At 43.8% G+C, this 18,721-nt stretch carries 10 protein-coding genes and 1 riboswitch; of the genes, 4 read left to right on the forward strand and 6 right to left on the reverse strand.

Annotation, left to right across the window (positions count from 1 at the left end; genetic code table 11):
* Window positions 1–878: 878 nt before the first annotated feature.
* Window positions 879–2,159: a sodium:proton antiporter gene (locus tag AB4583_RS01345; RefSeq protein ID WP_017061334.1), complete on the reverse strand. Its 1,281-nt coding sequence runs from the start codon at window positions 2,157–2,159 to the stop codon at window positions 879–881.
* A 169-nt stretch (window positions 2,160–2,328) separates the two neighbouring features.
* Between AB4583_RS01345 and metH the strand changes: the two genes are divergently transcribed.
* The gene (metH, locus tag AB4583_RS01350; protein WP_017071532.1) at window positions 2,329–6,006 is read left to right on the forward strand and encodes a methionine synthase; all 3,678 of its coding nucleotides are present in this window, start codon (window positions 2,329–2,331) and stop codon (window positions 6,004–6,006) included.
* A gap of 106 nt (window positions 6,007–6,112) precedes the next feature.
* Here the strand turns inward: metH and lysC are convergent, their stop codons facing one another.
* Window positions 6,113–7,480: a lysine-sensitive aspartokinase 3 gene (gene lysC, locus AB4583_RS01355; protein WP_372072816.1), complete on the reverse strand. Its 1,368-nt coding sequence runs from the start codon at window positions 7,478–7,480 to the stop codon at window positions 6,113–6,115.
* Between the two features lie 108 nt (window positions 7,481–7,588).
* Window positions 7,589–7,766, reverse strand: a riboswitch (Lysine riboswitch).
* A gap of 176 nt (window positions 7,767–7,942) precedes the next feature.
* Between lysC and AB4583_RS01360 the strand changes: the two genes are divergently transcribed.
* Window positions 7,943–9,082 carry an alanine--glyoxylate aminotransferase family protein gene (locus AB4583_RS01360; RefSeq protein ID WP_102332733.1) on the forward strand — a complete coding sequence of 380 codons (1,140 nt, stop codon included), beginning with the start codon at window positions 7,943–7,945 and terminating at the stop codon, window positions 9,080–9,082.
* Window positions 9,083–9,194: 112 nt separating this feature from the next.
* Here the strand turns inward: AB4583_RS01360 and AB4583_RS01365 are convergent, their stop codons facing one another.
* The 4 genes from AB4583_RS01365 to AB4583_RS01380 form a co-directional block, all read right to left on the reverse strand.
* Complete coding sequence (locus tag AB4583_RS01365) at window positions 9,195–10,958, reverse strand: PglL family O-oligosaccharyltransferase (protein ID WP_372116087.1); 1,764 nt, start codon at window positions 10,956–10,958, stop codon at window positions 9,195–9,197.
* A 96-nt stretch (window positions 10,959–11,054) separates the two neighbouring features.
* A complete protein-coding gene (gene uvrA / locus AB4583_RS01370) occupies window positions 11,055–13,886 on the reverse strand; it encodes an excinuclease ABC subunit UvrA (RefSeq protein WP_372116088.1) in 2,832 nt (943 codons plus the stop codon).
* A 149-nt stretch (window positions 13,887–14,035) separates the two neighbouring features.
* Entirely contained in the window at window positions 14,036–14,908 is an 873-nt protein-coding gene (gene galU / locus AB4583_RS01375; RefSeq protein ID WP_017061340.1) for a UTP--glucose-1-phosphate uridylyltransferase GalU, read from the reverse strand.
* Between the two features lie 157 nt (window positions 14,909–15,065).
* On the reverse strand, window positions 15,066–15,713 hold the full coding sequence (locus AB4583_RS01380) for a LuxR C-terminal-related transcriptional regulator (protein WP_029235590.1): 648 nt from the start codon (window positions 15,711–15,713) through the stop codon (window positions 15,066–15,068).
* Window positions 15,714–15,991: 278 nt separating this feature from the next.
* Between AB4583_RS01380 and AB4583_RS01385 the strand changes: the two genes are divergently transcribed.
* A complete protein-coding gene (locus tag AB4583_RS01385; protein WP_017062970.1) occupies window positions 15,992–16,543 on the forward strand; it encodes a single-stranded DNA-binding protein in 552 nt (183 codons plus the stop codon).
* 161 nt (window positions 16,544–16,704) lie between these two features.
* On the forward strand, window positions 16,705–18,720 hold the full coding sequence (gene csrD, locus AB4583_RS01390) for an RNase E specificity factor CsrD (RefSeq protein ID WP_372116091.1): 2,016 nt from the start codon (window positions 16,705–16,707) through the stop codon (window positions 18,718–18,720).
* Window position 18,721 lies beyond the last annotated feature (1 nt).

Consider the following 18,721-nt stretch of genomic DNA (forward strand, 5'->3'; position numbering starts at 1 on the left):
AGGTCTGTAGCGCTTGGAATGGATTTCTTGAGTGCAAAGATCGCGTCACAAAAATGTGTACAAGAGATTGGATTGACCTGATCAGTTAATTTTCCGGATTGGTATAATATACGCCATTAGCAAAGCCGCGGATTCTCCTACTTACCAAAACAGCGCGTGTTGGGAGTCTAAACCTCCAACCTTTCCATATACTAAGCCTCAGCAGAAATACTGGGGCTTTTTTGTATCTGCTGCTTCTACGAAGTAATGTTGGGATAACTAGGCGCTCCTAGCTCACCTGCGTGCTCGAATCTCCGGAGTGCCTACTCATTCCAGCCTTGCCATATTTAAGACTCTAGTCTGCACGTCTCGGCAGAAATGCTAGCGCTTTTTATTCCTGTCATTTTTACAAGTATCACTTGAAGTACCATGTGTTCCTTTAGCTATCTCTATCGAACACTGATTTAGTGCAGCCTTGCTGTATTTAATGACTTAGTTCAAAGCTAAAGCTTTCTGTTCACCACTCATCTAGCTCCGTAGTCCTGTTAATAACTAACGCTATTCTAGCGAGACGTTGAGTCCCGTTATTTTTGTTTCCAGGTGAAAGGTGAAGTCTTTCGATTGAAGCTTATATAACTTGAGAGTGGGTTATTGGGTAGACTAGCGAGTGCGCACAAGAACGAGTTCTCTGTATGACTTAAGCTCCTTAAAGAGTTCTGTCCACCCACATTAAGGCTTTCGATTACTCAAATATTAGCGGTATCAAATATCGATATGAGCTCTATGTTCCACGCATATCTTTCAGCGATAGCTCCAGTATGGGAATTGGTGAGTTCGACTTTCATTGGGTATAAAAAAGGCCACCTAAAGTAGGCGGCCTTGGTTGATCTATTTAGATATTAATCTAGCTCTTTCTCTGCTTGCTTTGCTTTCTCTATCATAGGAGTGATTGTTGAGCCTTGAACTAGAATAGAGAACACAACAACGGCGTATGTCATGACAAGGATTATCTCTTTTACATCTATTGCTTTGTCTTCAATTACCCAGATACCTGAAGGGATTGAAAGTGCCATGGCTAGTGCTAAGCCACCGCGTAAACCACCCCAAGTTAGGATCTTAATCGACCACGGGTTGTAAGTTCTAAAGCGTTTAAATCCGATGTAAGACAAGAAAACACTCAAGTAACGTGCACTCAATACTAGAGGGACTGCGAACGCCATTAAGATCCAATCTTCTTGGTGGAATTTGAATAACAGCATCGACATACCAATTAGTAGGAATAATACGCCGTTTAAGAATTCATCTATCAATTCCCAGAAATGATCTAAGTGATCTTCACTCTCTTTTGAGAATCCGATAAAGCGAGTCCAGTTACCAATCATGATACCTGAGACCACCATCGCTAATGGGCCTGATACATGTAGAACTTCAGCAAACGCATAACCAGCAGTTGGAATGCCGATGGTTAATAGCAACTCCATCGAGTGGTCGTCGGTGTTGCTGATTAGGTAATGGAATACAAGACCTAAAACAAAACCGTAGACGATGCCGCCAATTGCCTCTTGAACGAATAGCATGGTCACACTACCGACGGTTGGCGCTTCTGTGCCGAATGCGATAGTAAATAGGGTTACGAAGATAACTAAGCCAAAACCATCGTTGAATAGAGATTCTCCCTCGATTTGAGTAGAGATTCTTCTGGGAGCGTCGAGTTTCTTTACTATTGCTAGCACGGCGATGGGATCGGTTGGAGAGATTAGCGAGCCAAAGAGTAGGCAGTAAATCAGATCAAATTGAATACCGATGAACTGGCAAAACCCGTACAGCACAAAACCGATAAAGAATGTTGAAAACAGCGTAGCACCTAACGCGAGTACTGTTATTTCCCATTTCTGGTCTTTTAGGTTTGGTAATTTGATTCCCAAACCGCCTGCAAATAGTAAGAATCCTAATATCCCTTTTAGAAGGAAATCTTCAAAATTGATACTGGCAACGGTCTCTGAGGCAATGTCTGCCAATTGGAACCAATTATTTTGTCCCGCAATGATAATCAATAGAGATAACATCATTGAGCCAGCTGTGATGGCGATGGTTGTCTGCATTTTACCAATTTTTGTATTCACGAAAGCAATAAGCATGGCTGCAGCGGACAAGAAGCATAAGGTGTAATAGACCGACATTGGGATTCCAACATGTAACAAAGTATGAATATGAATTTTCGTTGTCTCATGCTCAAATAGCAAACATTTTTTTGTCATGACTCAGTAATCAATTTCCTTTTTTAGACGTCTAGACTCCTTTTTAATGTGTGATAGGATGGAGGGATAATTAAAGGAATGAGGTTGTACCGTGGGAAGTAATGTAAGGCAAAAGATTGACGCTCTGTTGAAGCAACGAATTTTACTGATTGATGGTGGCATGGGCACCATGATTCAGGATTATAAATTGGAAGAGCAAGACTATCGTGGTGAACGCTTTGCTGATTGGCACAGTGACTTGAAGGGCAACAATGACCTTTTAGTTCTTACACAGTCTAAGCTTATCAAAGATATCCATATGGAGTATTTGGAAGCTGGGGCTGACATCCTCGAAACCAATACCTTTAACGCTACAACCATCGCTATGGCCGACTATGATATGGAAAGCCTTAGTGAAGAGATTAACTTTGCTGCTGCCAAGCTTGCTCGTGAAGCAGCTGATGAATGGACTGCAAAGACCCCAGATAAACCTCGCTTCGTCGCGGGTGTATTAGGTCCAACCAACCGAACTTGTTCTATCTCGCCTGATGTAAACGATCCAGGTTACCGTAATGTTAGCTTTGACGAACTGGTTGAAGCCTATTCTGAATCGACTCGCGCGCTCATTAAGGGCGGTTCAGATTTAATTCTTATTGAAACTATCTTTGATACGTTAAACGCGAAAGCGTGTGCCTTTGCCGTTGAATCTGTTTTTGAAGAGGTGGGTATTGCTCTTCCAGTGATGATTTCCGGTACCATCACTGACGCATCAGGTCGTACCCTTTCAGGACAGACGACAGAAGCATTCTACAACGCCCTTCGTCATGTAAAACCAATCTCATTTGGATTGAACTGTGCATTGGGCCCTGATGAACTGCGTGAGTATGTCGGTGAGATGTCTCGTATCTCAGAGTGCAATGTTTCTGCTCACCCTAATGCGGGTTTGCCTAATGCATTTGGCGAGTATGACCTTTCTCCTGAGGATATGGCTGAACATGTTAAAGAGTGGGCTGAAAGTGGCTTCTTGAACCTAATTGGTGGGTGTTGTGGTACTACTCCAGAGCATATCCGTCAAATGGCTGAGGCCGTTGAAGGTGTAACGCCGCGTCAATTGCCAGACTTACCAGTTTCTTGTCGTCTTTCGGGACTAGAGCCACTGACGATAGCTAAAGAATCTTTGTTCGTGAATGTAGGTGAGCGGACCAATGTTACCGGCTCTGCACGCTTTAAGCGCCTTATCAAAGAAGAGCTCTACGACGAAGCCTTGAGTGTAGCTCGAGAGCAAGTCGAGAATGGTGCTCAAATTATCGATATCAACATGGATGAAGGGATGCTAGACGCCGAGGCGTGTATGGTTAAATTCCTGAATCTATGTGCTTCAGAACCTGAAATCTCGAAAGTACCTGTTATGGTCGATTCTTCTAAGTGGGAAGTTATCGAAGCTGGCCTAAAGTGTATTCAAGGCAAAGGCATCGTTAACTCAATCTCTCTAAAAGAAGGCAAAGAGAAGTTTGTTGAGCAAGCCAAATTAGTTCGTCGTTATGGTGCTGCTGTGATCGTGATGGCGTTTGATGAAGTCGGGCAGGCTGATACTCGAGAGCGTAAAGTCGAAATCTGTACCAATGCCTACAACATTCTTGTTGATGAAGTCGGTTTCCCACCAGAAGATATTATTTTTGACCCGAATATTTTCGCAGTGGCTACTGGTATCGATGAGCATAATAACTATGCGGTTGATTTCATTGAAGCAGTAGGAGACATCAAACGCGATCTCCCGCATGCGATGATCTCTGGCGGTGTGTCGAATGTTTCATTCTCATTCCGTGGTAATAACTACGTCCGTGAGGCTATTCACGCGGTATTCCTATATCACTGTTTTAAAAACGGTATGGATATGGGCATTGTAAACGCTGGTCAGTTGGAAATTTACGATAATGTTCCAGAAGATCTGCGTGATGCTGTTGAAGATGTCGTACTAAACCGTCGTGATGATTCGACTGAAAGATTGCTGGATATGGCGACCGAATACCTAGAGCGTGCTGTTGGTAAGGTTGAAGATAAATCTGCATTAGAGTGGCGAACTTGGCCTGTAGAGAAGCGTTTGGAGCACTCTTTGGTAAAAGGTATCACCGACTTTATTGTTGAAGATACCGAAGAAGCTCGTGTTAATGCCTCTCGTCCTATTGAAGTGATTGAAGGTCCTCTAATGGACGGAATGAACGTTGTTGGTGACCTGTTTGGTGAAGGTAAGATGTTCTTACCACAGGTTGTAAAGTCTGCGCGTGTGATGAAACAGGCGGTTGCCCATTTAGAACCATTCATTAATGCATCCAAAGAAGTGGGCGCAACTAACGGTAAGATTTTGTTAGCGACCGTTAAAGGTGACGTTCACGATATCGGTAAAAATATCGTTGGTGTGGTTTTACAGTGTAATAACTACGAAATTATCGACTTAGGTGTGATGGTTTCTTGCGAGAAGATTCTCAAGGTAGCGAAAGAAGAGAATGTCGACATTATTGGCCTGTCTGGGCTGATTACACCGTCTCTTGATGAAATGGTACATGTTGCTAAAGAAATGGAGAGACAGGGTTTCAAGCTGCCTCTTCTGATTGGCGGCGCAACCACATCTAAAGCTCACACAGCAGTTAAGATTGAGCAGAATTATTCAGAACCTGTTGTATACGTAAATAATGCCTCGCGTGCAGTGGGTGTTTGTACTTCACTACTTTCTGATGAATTGAAACCCGCTTTCGTTGAGAAGCTGGATATCGATTACGATCGCGTTCGAGATCAGCACAATCGTAAGAAGCCTCGTACCAAGCCTGTCACGCTTGAAAGAGCTCGTGCCAATAAAGTTGCTATCGATTGGGATGCGTATACGCCACCGGCACCCGCTAAGCCGGGAGTTCATATCTTCAATGATTTTGATGTGGCAACTTTGCGTCAGTATATCGATTGGACTCCATTCTTTATGACATGGTCATTGGTTGGTAAATACCCTGCAATCCTTGATCATGAGGAAGTGGGTGAAGAGGCAAAACGTTTATTCAAAGATGCTAATGATTTACTGGATCGCGTAGAGAAAGAGAAATTACTTGAAGCGCGTGGCATGTGTGCCATGTTCCCAGCGAACAGTGTTGGTGATGATATTGAGGTGTATACCGATGAATCTCGTACCGAAGTTCTAAAAGTTCTACACAATCTTCGTCAACAAACAGAGAAACCAAAAGGTTTTAACTATTGCCTGTCAGATTACATTGCGCCAAAAGAAAGCGGTAAAGCGGACTGGATTGGTGGCTTTGCGGTGACGGGTGGTATTGGTGAGCGAGAGCTGGCTGATGAATATAAAGCGAAAGGCGATGACTACAACGCGATTATGATTCAGGCGGTTGCTGACCGATTGGCTGAAGCGTTCGCGGAATATCTGCATAAAGAAGTGAGAAAGGATATCTGGGGTTACTCGCCAGATGAGAATTTGTCTAACGACGATTTGATTCGAGAGAAATACCAAGGTATTCGTCCAGCTCCAGGTTACCCTGCTTGCCCTGAGCATACAGAGAAAGGCACGTTGTGGGAGCTGATGGACGTTGAAAAGGCAATCGACATGTCATTAACGACAAGCTACGCGATGTGGCCTGGTGCTTCGGTATCTGGTATGTACTTCTCACATCCTGATGCCCGATACTTTGCTATTGCACAGATTCAACAGGATCAAGTGGATAGCTATGCTGACCGCAAAGGTTGGGATATGTTAGAAGCCGAGAAGTGGTTAGGTCCTAACATTAACTAGTTTGAATCTATGATGAGCTTTGATTCGTAAAGTAAAAAGAGAAAGGGTTGCTGAATAGCAACCCTTTTTGTATTTGTGATTTATCTGTCGATGATAAACGGACTTTCTATTCAAATAATTCTTGGTGCAGTTTTTGAATCGCCAACTTAGAAACAGATTCATTTAGTAAGAAGCACAGGTTGTGTGGGCTTGCACCGTAACAAATCATGCGTAGGTTGAAGTCTTCAAGAGTGCCGAAGACCTGCTTTGCATAGCCTTTGCTTTCACTCATGTTGTTACCAATAAGAGCAACAAGGCATAGGTCGTGTTCAATATCTACAGAACACAGCTCCTCAAGCTCAATGCGAGCGGCTTCAGGTAACTCAGGGGCACCACCAGAGGTATCCGTTTGATCGAGTGTTAGTGAAACACTGATCTCTGAAGTGGTGATAAGATCGACCGAGATCTTATGTTTAGCAAGGATCTCGAATACCTTTGCCAAGAAGCCATATGCATGGAACATGTTAGCACTGCGTAGCGTAACCATAGTTTGGTTGCAGCGTAGGGCAAGCGCTCTAAATAGAGGAGAGCTCTCAACTTCTTGACGAATCCAAGTACCACCGAGCTCTGGTGCTTTAGAAGAGCCGACAAATACCGGGATTTGGTGGCGTAATGCAGGTACTAGAGTCGATGGATGCAAGATCTTCGCACCAAAGTTTGCCATTTCCGATGCTTCACTAAAGCTGATCTCTGGGATAGGAGAAGCTTTAGGTGCAATACGAGGGTCAGTGGTGTAAATACCCGGAACATCCGTCCAGATTTCTAGACCAATCGCCTTTACAGATTCGGCAATCAATGCTGCTGAGTAATCACTGCCACCGCGGCCTAAAGTCGTGGTGTTGCCTTCGCTATCAGCACCGATAAAACCTTGTGTAACGACAACTTGTTGTTGGCAAAGTGGAATAAGTTTCTGTTGCGCTAGAGCGGCAATATCTTCTAGTTGAGGTTCGGCTTTACCAAAATCATCATTAGTACGCATCACATCTCTGATATCAAAGCGAACAGCAGGAGTGCCTCGTTCAGAGATGATCTGAGCCAAGATGTGTGTCGACATCAACTCGCCACATGCGACAAGGTGATCCGTCAGTTTAGTACTTGTTTGGAATGATGCGGCCTCTGCAGCGCTCGCAATGTCATCAAGAATGCTGTGGACTTCTTTTTCGATGCTGATTGGATCTGCGAGTTGGTCAAGAATTGCGTTGTGAATGTCCGCTAATTGCGCCATTAGTTCCTGACGACGAGCTTTGTCTTGAACACCATGTGCTAGTTCAACCAGCAAGTTAGTGACACCAGAGCATGCACTACTCACGACCAGTTTCGTGTTTGAGTTGTTTTCAATAATGGCAGCACAACGGCTCATTGCTTCAAAGTTGGCAACACTTGTTCCACCAAACTTAGCGACATTAAAAGAACCAGCTACATTAGATGCACTCACGATATATCTCCCACGACTTCCTAAAATAAAATTACGGTTGGGTAATCCAACGTCCGATGTTTTTCGAAGAGAGTTTTAGAGCAAAAAGAGAGGAATTATTAGAATAGTAACCTCAGAAGCTCTTCACCATATAGAAATGGCGACAGTTGACGGGATTCAGCCCGCTCAACCGATAATAAAGGTCCTGCATCCTTTTATTATCTCGGCACTGCTCCCCATAAATGTTTTGTATTGGAAATGCGGTTCCACAAAACATCTGCCTGGGCAGTGCTCCTCTTCTGCTAGATAGCCGTTTCATTGAACGTTTTTGTGGTAACAATGTCAATCCGTAACTTGAGATAATTGAAAAATAATTTTAACAATTATGTGACAGTGGTTTGACCTCAATACTTATGGCTAATTGCTGAGGTAATCAATTTGCTTTAGGGTGGATTGTTCACAACATTAACGTAAGGGATGTACATGTCTAATTTCACACTCACTACTGCTATCGATAGCTTTTATCCACCACACCGAACGTTAATGGGGCCTGGTCCTTCTGATATCTCACCTCAAGTGCTACAGGCTTTGAGCCGTCCAACCATAGGTCACCTAGATCCGCTGTTTATTGCGATGATGGATGAGCTTAAACAACTTCTTAAATACGCTTTTCAGACTGAAAACGAATTTACGATTGCCGTTTCTGCACCGGGCAGTGCAGGTATGGAGACCTGTTTTGTTAACTTGATTGAGCCTGGTGAAAAGGTGATTGTTTGTCGTAACGGTGTCTTCGGTGAGCGTATGCGAGAAAACGTGGTGCGTTGTGGTGGCGAAGCCATCCTTGTTGATGACGAATGGGGCAAGCCCGTTTCAGTTGAAAAGGTAGAACAAGCATTGGCAGAAAACCCCGATGCCGTTGCTGTTGCATTTGTGCATGCAGAGACATCAACCGGAGCGTTATCTGATGCTCAAGCTATCTCTGCTGTCGCTCGTCAGTTTGATGCGTTAACGATTGTTGATGCAGTGACATCATTAGGTGGTGTGCCATTGCTGGTTGATGAGTGGCAGCTTGATGCGGTTTATTCTGGCAGCCAAAAGTGTCTGTCTTGTGTGCCAGGGCTATCTCCAGTGACTTTCTCTCAGCGTGCGGTTGATAAAATGAAAGCCCGTAAAGCACCAGTGCAAAGCTGGTTTTTGGATCAAAGTTTAGTATTAGGTTACTGGAGTGGAGAAGGTAAGCGTAGCTACCACCATACCGCACCCGTGAACAGCCTTTATGCTCTGCATGAGTCGCTGGTTTTGTTGAAAAATGAAGGCTTAGATAATGCGTGGTCTCGTCATCATGCGATGCACCAAGAGCTTAAAGAAGGCGTAGAAGCTCTAGGGTTAAAGTTTGTGGTTGATGAAGAGAGCCGCCTGCCGCAGCTTAATGCACTTTATTTCCCAGAAGGAATTGATGAGGCTAAGATCAGAACGCAGCTTTTAGAAGAATATAATCTTGAAATCGGTGCTGGGCTTGGCTCTTTGGCTGGTAAGGCATGGCGTATCGGCCTAATGGGTTACGGTGCTCGTAAAGAGAATGTCGCGTTGTGCCTAAAAGCGCTAAAAGATGTTTTGAAGTAGCTGCATGAACTGAAATTAAAAAGAAAAGCGCACGAGAGATCGTGCGATTTTTTGTATCTACCCCAAGCTCCTACTGCCTACTAAGTGAAGCTTGCGTTGCGAATTCTTAACATTATTCTGCAGACGAAACGTTATCTTCTGCTTGTGACACTTTCTTATACTGAACCTTTGAAAAGTCTCTGTTAGGGAATAAAAAGTTCGCTTCGCTACGAATTTGCTCTGCTTTACTTTCTTCTCCTAGGCCTTGATACGCCAGAATCAGATTGCTGTAGAAAGCCGGTCTTGGTTTGCTCTTAATGATCTCCAGTGACCAATCGATGTAAGGCTGTATAAGGCTCGGGTCGGCTTTGTAGAGGCCGATATTAAGGTAAGTGCTGTATATATCCCAATCGTAGCGATCTTTCCACACCACTGGGTTCGTTACCTGCTTAAGAATGTCCGGATTTTTCGGCTTAGACAGTTCAAACTTAGTCAGTACATAGTTGGTGTGCAGGGCGCTCAACATATAAAAACTGACCAAAATAGGGAGCACTAGGCTCAACACTCTAAATAGGGTCTTGCTGATGATACTGAACGACTGTTGATAATGTCGGGAAGAGCGCTGATCTACCCAGTAAATCAATATAATGAATGTTATCCAGTGAATCGCCGAGTGGTAAAAAGGATACTCAAGTTGAGAGTGCAAAAGGATTGGGATAAATAACGCGAGCAGGGCTAGACGTGTTCCCTTTGCTGAACTTGTTATGCGTGACATCACCAATATTGCAGCAATCAAGATTCCGATGATTGGTACAATCCCCCCTTCAACTCCCCAAAACAGGAACTCATTGTGCGGGTGATCCATTGAAGGAAGACCTGGATGATAGTTCGAGTTGAGTTGATGTTGGCGAGCTGTATATAGCGTGTATTCAGACTCAAATTTCCCGTAACCATAACCTGTAAATGGCTTTTCGATCATCATATCTAAAGCTTGCGGGAACGTATAAGCGCGCGGGCTTTCTAGGTTTGCTCTCTTGCTAGCGAGGCTATCAGTCGCACTTAGGCTGATCACCGTAAAAGCGACGACGACACCGACGAGCACTGATGCGCACCATCCGTAGAAGCGTTTCTTGGTCGAGAACTTGTATAGATAGGGCAGAATGCAGATAAACCCAATGACAGCGGCCAACCATCCGGTACGTGATGCAATGATGATCAGCAAGGGCACGGTTAAGGTTGGAGTTAAATACAGTAGGAATGATTCGCTGATCTTATGGTTATATTTAGCCGGCTGCCTTGCTAAAAGGTAAGCGGACAGCACAAAACCAGTAGCAAGAAAGCTTGCCATTACATTCGGTTGTTGAAATATCCCATATGGTCGGTTTGCAGCAGTGTTGTAGCCAAATAGGTTGCCAGGTTCTAATAAGAAATATTGCACATAGCCAAATAGTGCTTGTATAACAACAGCAAGTACAATGAACCACAACATACGTTGCTTGTGTTTATTGCTGAACTTAAATTGCTGCAGCACCACAAATAAGGCAAAGCCCGCCCACAATCCAAGCAAGCGTCCTGACGCTCCTTGAGGTGCAGCATTGCTGTATAAAATGGGTAGCGTGAGTATGATGCAGCTAATCAACAAGCCAATTGTTAATTTGGAATACTTGAGTACTCGATTGGTCGCGAGTTGGTAAAAGCCAATCGCTAGCGTGAAGCTTAGCGCTAGCCAAGTGGTAGGGTTAAAGGATAGAGCAAGGCCCGAACCACCAGGATTCGGCATAAAAAAATGCATAGCTAACAAGAATACAACAGCTAAAGAAGCCAGAAATGCTTTGTTGAGTGGTAGCTGAGTGACCTGATTTTCTAGCTGAGTACCGCTAGTGTGTATTGTTGCCATAAATCCCTAACCTTATAAAAACAGAGCTTGTTCCTTCTGAAACAAGCTCTGTTACTTTAACATTTTTCTGTCTGCCCGCAGGGCGCTATTTTACACCTACTTCAAATTTAACATAGGCTTAAGGAAGCGAGCAGTGTGTGAACCTTCGACTAACGCCACATCTTCAGGTGTACCCTCTGCAACAATCTCACCACCACCTTGCCCACCTTCTGGGCCAAGATCTAGGATCCAGTCTGCTGTTTTAACGACATCTAGGTTGTGCTCAATCACGACAACTGTATTACCGTGATCACGCAGTCTATGTAATACCGTCAGTAGCTGCTGGATATCGTGGAAATGAAGGCCTGTTGTTGGCTCATCGAGAATGTATAAGGTTTTTCCCGTGTCTCGTTTAGACAGTTCACGCGCTAATTTAACACGCTGAGCTTCACCACCAGATAAGGTTGTTGCCGCTTGTCCGAGGCGAATGTAGGAAAGGCCAACATCCATCAATGTTTGCAGCTTACGAGCGATAACAGGCACAGGGTTGAAGTATTCTCGAGCATCTTCCACTGTCATCTCTAGAACTTCGTCTATGGTTTTTCCTTTGTATCGAACTTCTAGAGTTTCACGGTTATAACGCTTACCTTTACACACATCACAAGGCACATACACATCGGGTAAGAAGTGCATCTCTACCTTGATTACGCCGTCTCCCTGACAAGCCTCACAACGACCACCACGAACGTTAAAGCTGAATCGACCTGGCTTGTAACCACGAGAACGTGATTCCTGAGTGCCCGCGAATAGTTCACGAATAGGGGTGAAAATCCCTGTGTAGGTCGCAGGGTTTGATCTTGGTGTACGACCGATAGGGCTTTGATCTATGTCGATTACCTTATCAAAATGTTCTAACCCTTTAATCTTTTTGTGCTTTGCTGGAACTGCAGTCGTGGCACCGTTTAATTGAGTGTGGGCGACTTTAAAGAAGGTATCGTTGATAAGCGTTGATTTACCCGAACCTGATACGCCCGTAATACAACTGAACAAGCCAACAGGAATTGTCGCGGTCACATTCTTTAGGTTGTTCCCCGTTGCGCCAACGATCTCGACGACCTTTTTCTTGTCGATAGGCGTTCTCTTTTCAGGCACTGCAATTTCTTTAGCACCGCTCAGGTATTGGCCTGTCAAAGAGTTCGGGTTTTCGATGATGTCTTGCATGGTACCTTCTGCCACCACGTGACCACCGTGCACCCCTGCTCCTGGACCGATATCGATAACATGGTCAGCACAACGAATTGCATCTTCGTCATGTTCCACAACAAGTACCGTATTACCTAAGTCTCTCAGGTGAATTAAGGTTTGCAATAGACGTTCATTATCGCGCTGGTGGAGACCAATTGATGGCTCATCAAGTACATACATAACGCCAACTAAACCGGCACCGATTTGGCTCGCCAAACGAATACGTTGCGCCTCACCACCAGACAGCGTTTCAGCACTGCGTGATAGGTTAAGGTAGTTCAAACCAACGTTGACTAAGAAATGCAGACGATCATTGATCTCTTTCATCACTTTATCTGCGATCTGCCCACGTTGACCGTCTAGCTTCAATTCTTGGAAAAATTGTAGTGCGTCAGCAATGCTAAGTTCAACGATTTCCGGAAGTGTTGTATCACCAATGAAAACATTACGAGCTTCTAATCTCAGGCGAGTGCCATCACAGCTAGAGCACGATTTGGTTGAGATGTATTTAGCAAGATCTTCACGCACTGCGCTCGATTCAGTATCACGGTAACGGCGCTCCAAGGTATTTAAAATGCCCTCAAATGGATGACGCTTAACCCGAATATCACCTCGGTCATTGATGTACTTGAATTCCACTTCAGTACGACCTGATCCTTTTAGAATGATCTCTTGAGTCTTTTTCGGTAGAGAATTAAATGGCGCATACAGATCAAAACCATAATGTTCTGACAGCGACGTTAGCATTTGGAAATAGTAGTAGTTCTTTTGATCCCAACCTTTTATCGCACCTTCAGCAATGCTTAGGTTCTCATCTAAAATCACTCGGCTTGGATCAAAATACTGTTGAACACCAAGACCATCACACGTACCACATGCTCCTGCCGGGTTATTAAATGAGAACAGGCGAGGCTCAAGCTCTTGCATGCTGTAACCACATTTAGGACAAGCGAAGTTAGCAGAGAATACGATCTCTTCTTGATCCGTTTCGTCCATCCAGCCGACGACAGCGATACCGCCAGAGAGCTCTAATGTGGTCTCGAATGACTCGGCTAAACGCTGTTGAAGATCATGACGAACCTTGAATCTGTCTACCACAACTTCAATGGTGTGCTTCTTATGAAGTTCAAGTGCTGGTGGATCGGATAGATCACAGGTTTCACCATCAATTCGGGCTCGGATAAAGCCTTGCGCAGCTAAGTTTTCCAGTGTTTTAACATGCTCACCTTTGCGCTCTTTGACAATCGGTGCCATCAACATCATCTTTGAGCCTTGAGGCAGTTCTAAGACCTTATCGACCATTTGACTGATGGTTTGTGCTGCTAGAGGGATGTTGTGATCTGGACAGCGAGGTTCGCCTACTCGCGCATACAATAATCTGAGGTAATCATAGACTTCGGTAATGGTACCGACGGTTGAGCGAGGGTTATGTGAAGTCGATTTTTGTTCTATTGAGATAGCTGGAGACAGACCTTCAATATGGTCGACATCAGGCTTTTCCATAAGAGATAGAAATTGACGAGCGTAAGCAGACAGAGATTCAACATAACGACGCTGACCTTCTGCGTAGAGTGTGTCAAACGCAAGTGACGACTTTCCTGAACCCGATAATCCGGTGATGACAGTCAGTTTGTCACGTGGAATGGTTAGGTTGACGTCTTTGAGGTTATGCGTACGAGCGCCTCTAATTTCTATTTTATCCATCTCAATAGACCATGTAATTTTAAGTGGCTAAAGTATTACATAGAGTGAGATTTGTGCAAAGTTTTACTGGATAAAAAAACAGTAAGCAAAAAGGGCGACTCAAAGAGTCGCCCTTTCTAAAATCAGTAACGTTAGTGATTAACCAGTCGTTATGCTTCTTTCTTGGTCGAGTGTTTACCTAGCTCGATTTGCTGCTGGTCTTTCTTGTATAGGTTTTCGAAGCAGTAGTTTGTTGCTTCGATATAGCCTTCAACACTACCACAGTCAAAACGTTGGCCTTTAAATTTGTAAGCCAATACACAGCCTGCTTTTGCCTGTTTTAGCAATGCATCAGTGATCTGGATTTCGCCGCCTTTACCTGGTTCTGTCTGCTCGATTAATTCAAAGATATCTGGAGTCAGAATATAACGACCAATGATCGCTAGGTTGCTTGGTGCTGTACCTTGCTCTGGCTTCTCTACCATGTCATCAACTCGGAAAAGGTCATCTTTGATCATTTCGCCAGAGATAACACCGTACTTGTGAGTCTCTTCTTCTGGAACTTCTTGTACAGCAACAATAGAACAGCGGAACTGTTTGTATAGCGCAACCATCTGAGCTAGCACGCCTTGTTGCTCGTTCACACAAAGGTCATCAGCAAGTACTACTGCGAACGGTTCATCGCCTACAAGTTCGCGACCCGTTAAAATAGCATGGCCAAGGCCTTTCATCTCACGTTGACGAATGTAGGTGAAGTTTGCCGCTTCAATCGTTTCACGGATATTAACCAATAGGTCTTCTTTATTGGTGCCGCTAATCTGGTGCTCAAGCTCGTAGTTTTTATCAAAGTGATCCATGATCGAGTGCTTACCACGTCCAGTAACGATGCACATTCCATCCATACCAGCTTCGATAGCTTCCTCTACACCGTATTCAATCAGAGGTTTGTTTACTACAGGCATCATTTCTTTAGGCATTGACTTGGTTGCAGGTAAAAAACGTGTACCGTAGCCAGCTGCCGGGAAAAGGCACTTTTTGATCATGATAAGACCCTTTATCTATAATAATTATGGATTCAACCTGAGTGGTTGATATTTCTGAGGGCAACTCTAGCATAAGTTATGTCGAAAATTCAGCAACAATAGCCATGGTTTACTAGAGCTTCCCTCAAAATTATCGTCAGACTAAGAGGTGGGTCGATTATGCAAGCAGGTTCTGGTTTGCCCATGCTATCGCTTGAACTCTATTTTTTACCGCAAGCTTACGGAATATTTGATAGAGGTGAGATTTAACCGTGAACTCACTAATAAACAAGTCATCGGCGATTTGTGTGTTTGAAGACCCGGATTGAAGACAGCGAATCACCTGGATCTCACGAATGGTTAAATCAACATTGGTTGGTGTGGTGTTGGTATTGACCATATTGCGATAATAAAACAATAGTTGATTGGTTACCTTCCTTGGCAGCCAGTTATCGCCATCAATGACTTCTTGAAGACCACGAGCAATCTTGTCCTTTTGTTCAGTGTTGTAAAAGAGTCCTTTTAGTACCCCATAGGTAAGAAGCTCTGAGGTTGGAAGTTGCTGGGGGACATTGAATAAAATGATTTCGTGATTTTTCCACATAACAGTCAGGTTAGGACAAATAATCAGTAGTTGTGGTACCTCTCTGTAATCGACGAGCAAGATCCGGTTACTCTGCTTTCTATCAACTAGCATTAATTCGTCGGGTGTCATTTTGTAGAGAACAATAGATAAATGCTTTTCTATCTCTTTTACATGTAGATAGGTATCGTTTGGGTCGATGCACAGAAAGTGTAAAGTGCGAGCGTATCTTGATTTTCTCATTGAAACGTCCTGTTTGAGTGGGATTAGATTCCACGTTGTCATGCAGGCTTTAGCTTCTCTAGCGCCTTGATAGTGACTTGCGTTGAATATCAATTATCAAAGTAAATGAGTGGTTTGTAAGTGGAGAAAAAAGCAACATCGCTCTGAATATCATGATTTGTTACGTTTTTATTCTTTGTAGTGAGGAGAGAATAGGAATGCGATTTATCACTGTAGAAAAGCATGCTATTCTTGTGCGCTAAAATTTTCTGAGACTATGAATTTAGACGGAGCAAATCATGGCTAGCCGTGGAGTTAACAAAGTTATATTAGTGGGTAACCTAGGTAATGACCCTGAAATTCGTTACATGCCAAATGGCGGCGCAGTAGCGAACATTACCATTGCAACGTCAGAGTCATGGCGTGATAAAGCAACTGGCGAGCAGCGTGAAAAAACAGAATGGCACCGTGTTGCTCTGTTTGGCAAGCTTGCGGAAGTTGCTGGTGAGTACCTACGTAAAGGTTCTCAAGTTTACATTGAAGGTCAACTTCAAACTCGTAAATGGCAAGATCAAAGCGGTCAAGATCGCTACACAACTGAAGTGGTTGTTCAAGGCTTCAATGGTGTAATGCAAATGCTTGGCGGCCGTGCTCAAGGTGGTGCTCCTGCTCAAGGTGGCATGGGTAACAACCAACAGCAAGGTGGTTGGGGTCAGCCACAGCAGCCACAGCAACAACAATACAGTGCTCCCGCTCAACAGCAGCCAAAAGCACCTCAACAAGCTCCTCAGCAGGCTCAACCTCAATATAATGAGCCGCCAATGGATTTTGATGATGACATCCCATTTTGATCCCTGTTTTTAATATATTATAAAGACAGTATTAAATTGGAAAAAGCCGCGTTCATCGCGGCTTTTTGTTACCTACAATTCTTAACGCTTTATTTACAACGTCAATTTATAGTATAAGTAGCAATACGGTATAATGTGAGTTGAAAAGGATTTCGTTATTCATGAGATATACCCCGACACTAAAATTGAGCACCCGATTGGTCGCATTTGTCACAGTGATAGTGATCAGCGCGATGTTCATTCTTTTTATTGGTGGCACACTTTCCTTTAAGCGTATTGGACAGGAATATTTAGACCATTATTTGGTTGGTATTGTCGACGTTGTAGATAAAGAGATGGAAGATCCCGACGCCGCGTATTCAATGCAGCGTTGGATGCCTAAAATGTTGCAGGCGAGCAATATTGTTGAGATGAAACTCTCGAACAAGACTGGCATCGTCTATCGTTTCAAAGATACCTCCCCACAAATTGATCCCAATCGCCTTTATGAGAAAAGCTTCATTTTAGAGCGTAATGAAGGTTACCGAATCGAATTTAAAGCGCTTCCTCCTTATATTGGCTACAACTACTCAATGGAAGCGATGTGGTCAATTACTTTGGCTGTCGCATTGGTCTTGTTCTGTCTGGCTCGAGGTGTTCGTTGGTTGAAAGAGCAACTCATGGGTTCTGAGATCTTAGAAGAGCGAGGAAGAATGATCCTTGCTGGGCAGGTTGAACCTCACGCAAAGGGAGATGAGCGTGAATGGCCTTATACTGCAAGTGAAGCCTTAGATGTATTGATTGAAGAGCTACAAGATGCTCGTCAAGAACGAAGTCGCTTTGATACCTTTATTCGTACCCATACTTTCCTAGATAAACTCACGGGAACGGCAAACCGAGTTTTATTCGATAATAAGCTGGAATCGGCACTGCATGAAAGTGGTGCTCGAGGCGGTGTGTTACTGATACGTATCGACGAATGGGAGCAAGTTAGTGATGCTAACGATAAGCAAACCACAGACGGCTTTATTATTGAAGTCGGTGAAGTACTGTCGAATATCGTTCAACGCTATCCCGATGTCATTTTTTCTCGCTATTACGAAGCGGACTTTGCTGTATTTATCCCTCATCAGGGCGCAAAAGATATTGCGACCTTGGCTGCTCAGTGTTTAAGGCAGTTAGATAAGCTAACTCCGCCAGAGCCTTTAGAGTCGGATAACTGGTGTCATATTGGTGTGACCATGTATACCGAAGGTGAGCGTCATAGCCAGATCATGGATGAAACGGAAACGGCACTAAAGAGTGCTCAGTTAGAGCGTATTAATAACTGGAGCCGTTACCCGAAAGAGAATAAGAATGAGCTTGATAGAGGCAGTGTTCGTTGGAGAACATTACTTGATAAAGCACTGCTTCCTGAAAATTTAGTAATCTTTGCTCAGCGGTGTTATCTTATGCCGGAATCTGGTCAAGTTAATGAATTACATAGAGAAATATTTACTAGAATTCAGGATCCTGACAAAGGTTTATTGAAATCGTCTCGATTTATGCCTGCGGTAGAGCAAGTGGGTTATCAAGCTCAAATGGACCAATCGGTTCTAAAGGTTGTGTTGAAATCGTTGAAAGAATCAACTCAACCTATCAACTATTCAGTGAATCTGAATGTTACCCCGTTTGCTAATAAACAGCACTTTAAGTGGTTTAGGAGTGAGTTGTTACAGCTCTCTGCTCAACACCGCTCTCAGCTTGCGTTTGAGTTTCCAGAAGGGCACTTGATTGCTCATCTTGATTATATGAGACCGGTGGCAAAGATGTTGCGAGGTTTAGGGTGTAAAGTTGTGGTTGGCCAAGCTGGGCGAACCATTGTTAGCACTCACTATATAAAGGATTTGAAGGTTAATTATATTAAGCTTCATCGAAGCCTAATAAAGAAAATCGACCAAAGGCATGAGAACCAACTGTTTGTTCGAAGCTTAATTGGGGCGTGTGGTGATTCTCCAACTCAAGTTATTGCCGTTGGAGTCGAGACAAAACAAGAAAAGAATACCTTGATAGAGTTAGGCATTAACGGCTATCAAGGGAGATATTTCGACGAAGAACAACAAATTATCCCTTTGCCTAATCAAGCAGAAAAAGCCGGGAAAGCGGAATCTGTTGTCAAAGTTGGACGAAGAAATCGATGGCGTAAGAGTAGTAGTTAAG

This window comes from Vibrio sp. 10N.222.49.C12 (genome assembly GCF_041475025.1).
GTDB lineage: Bacteria > Pseudomonadota > Gammaproteobacteria > Enterobacterales > Vibrionaceae > Vibrio > Vibrio crassostreae_C.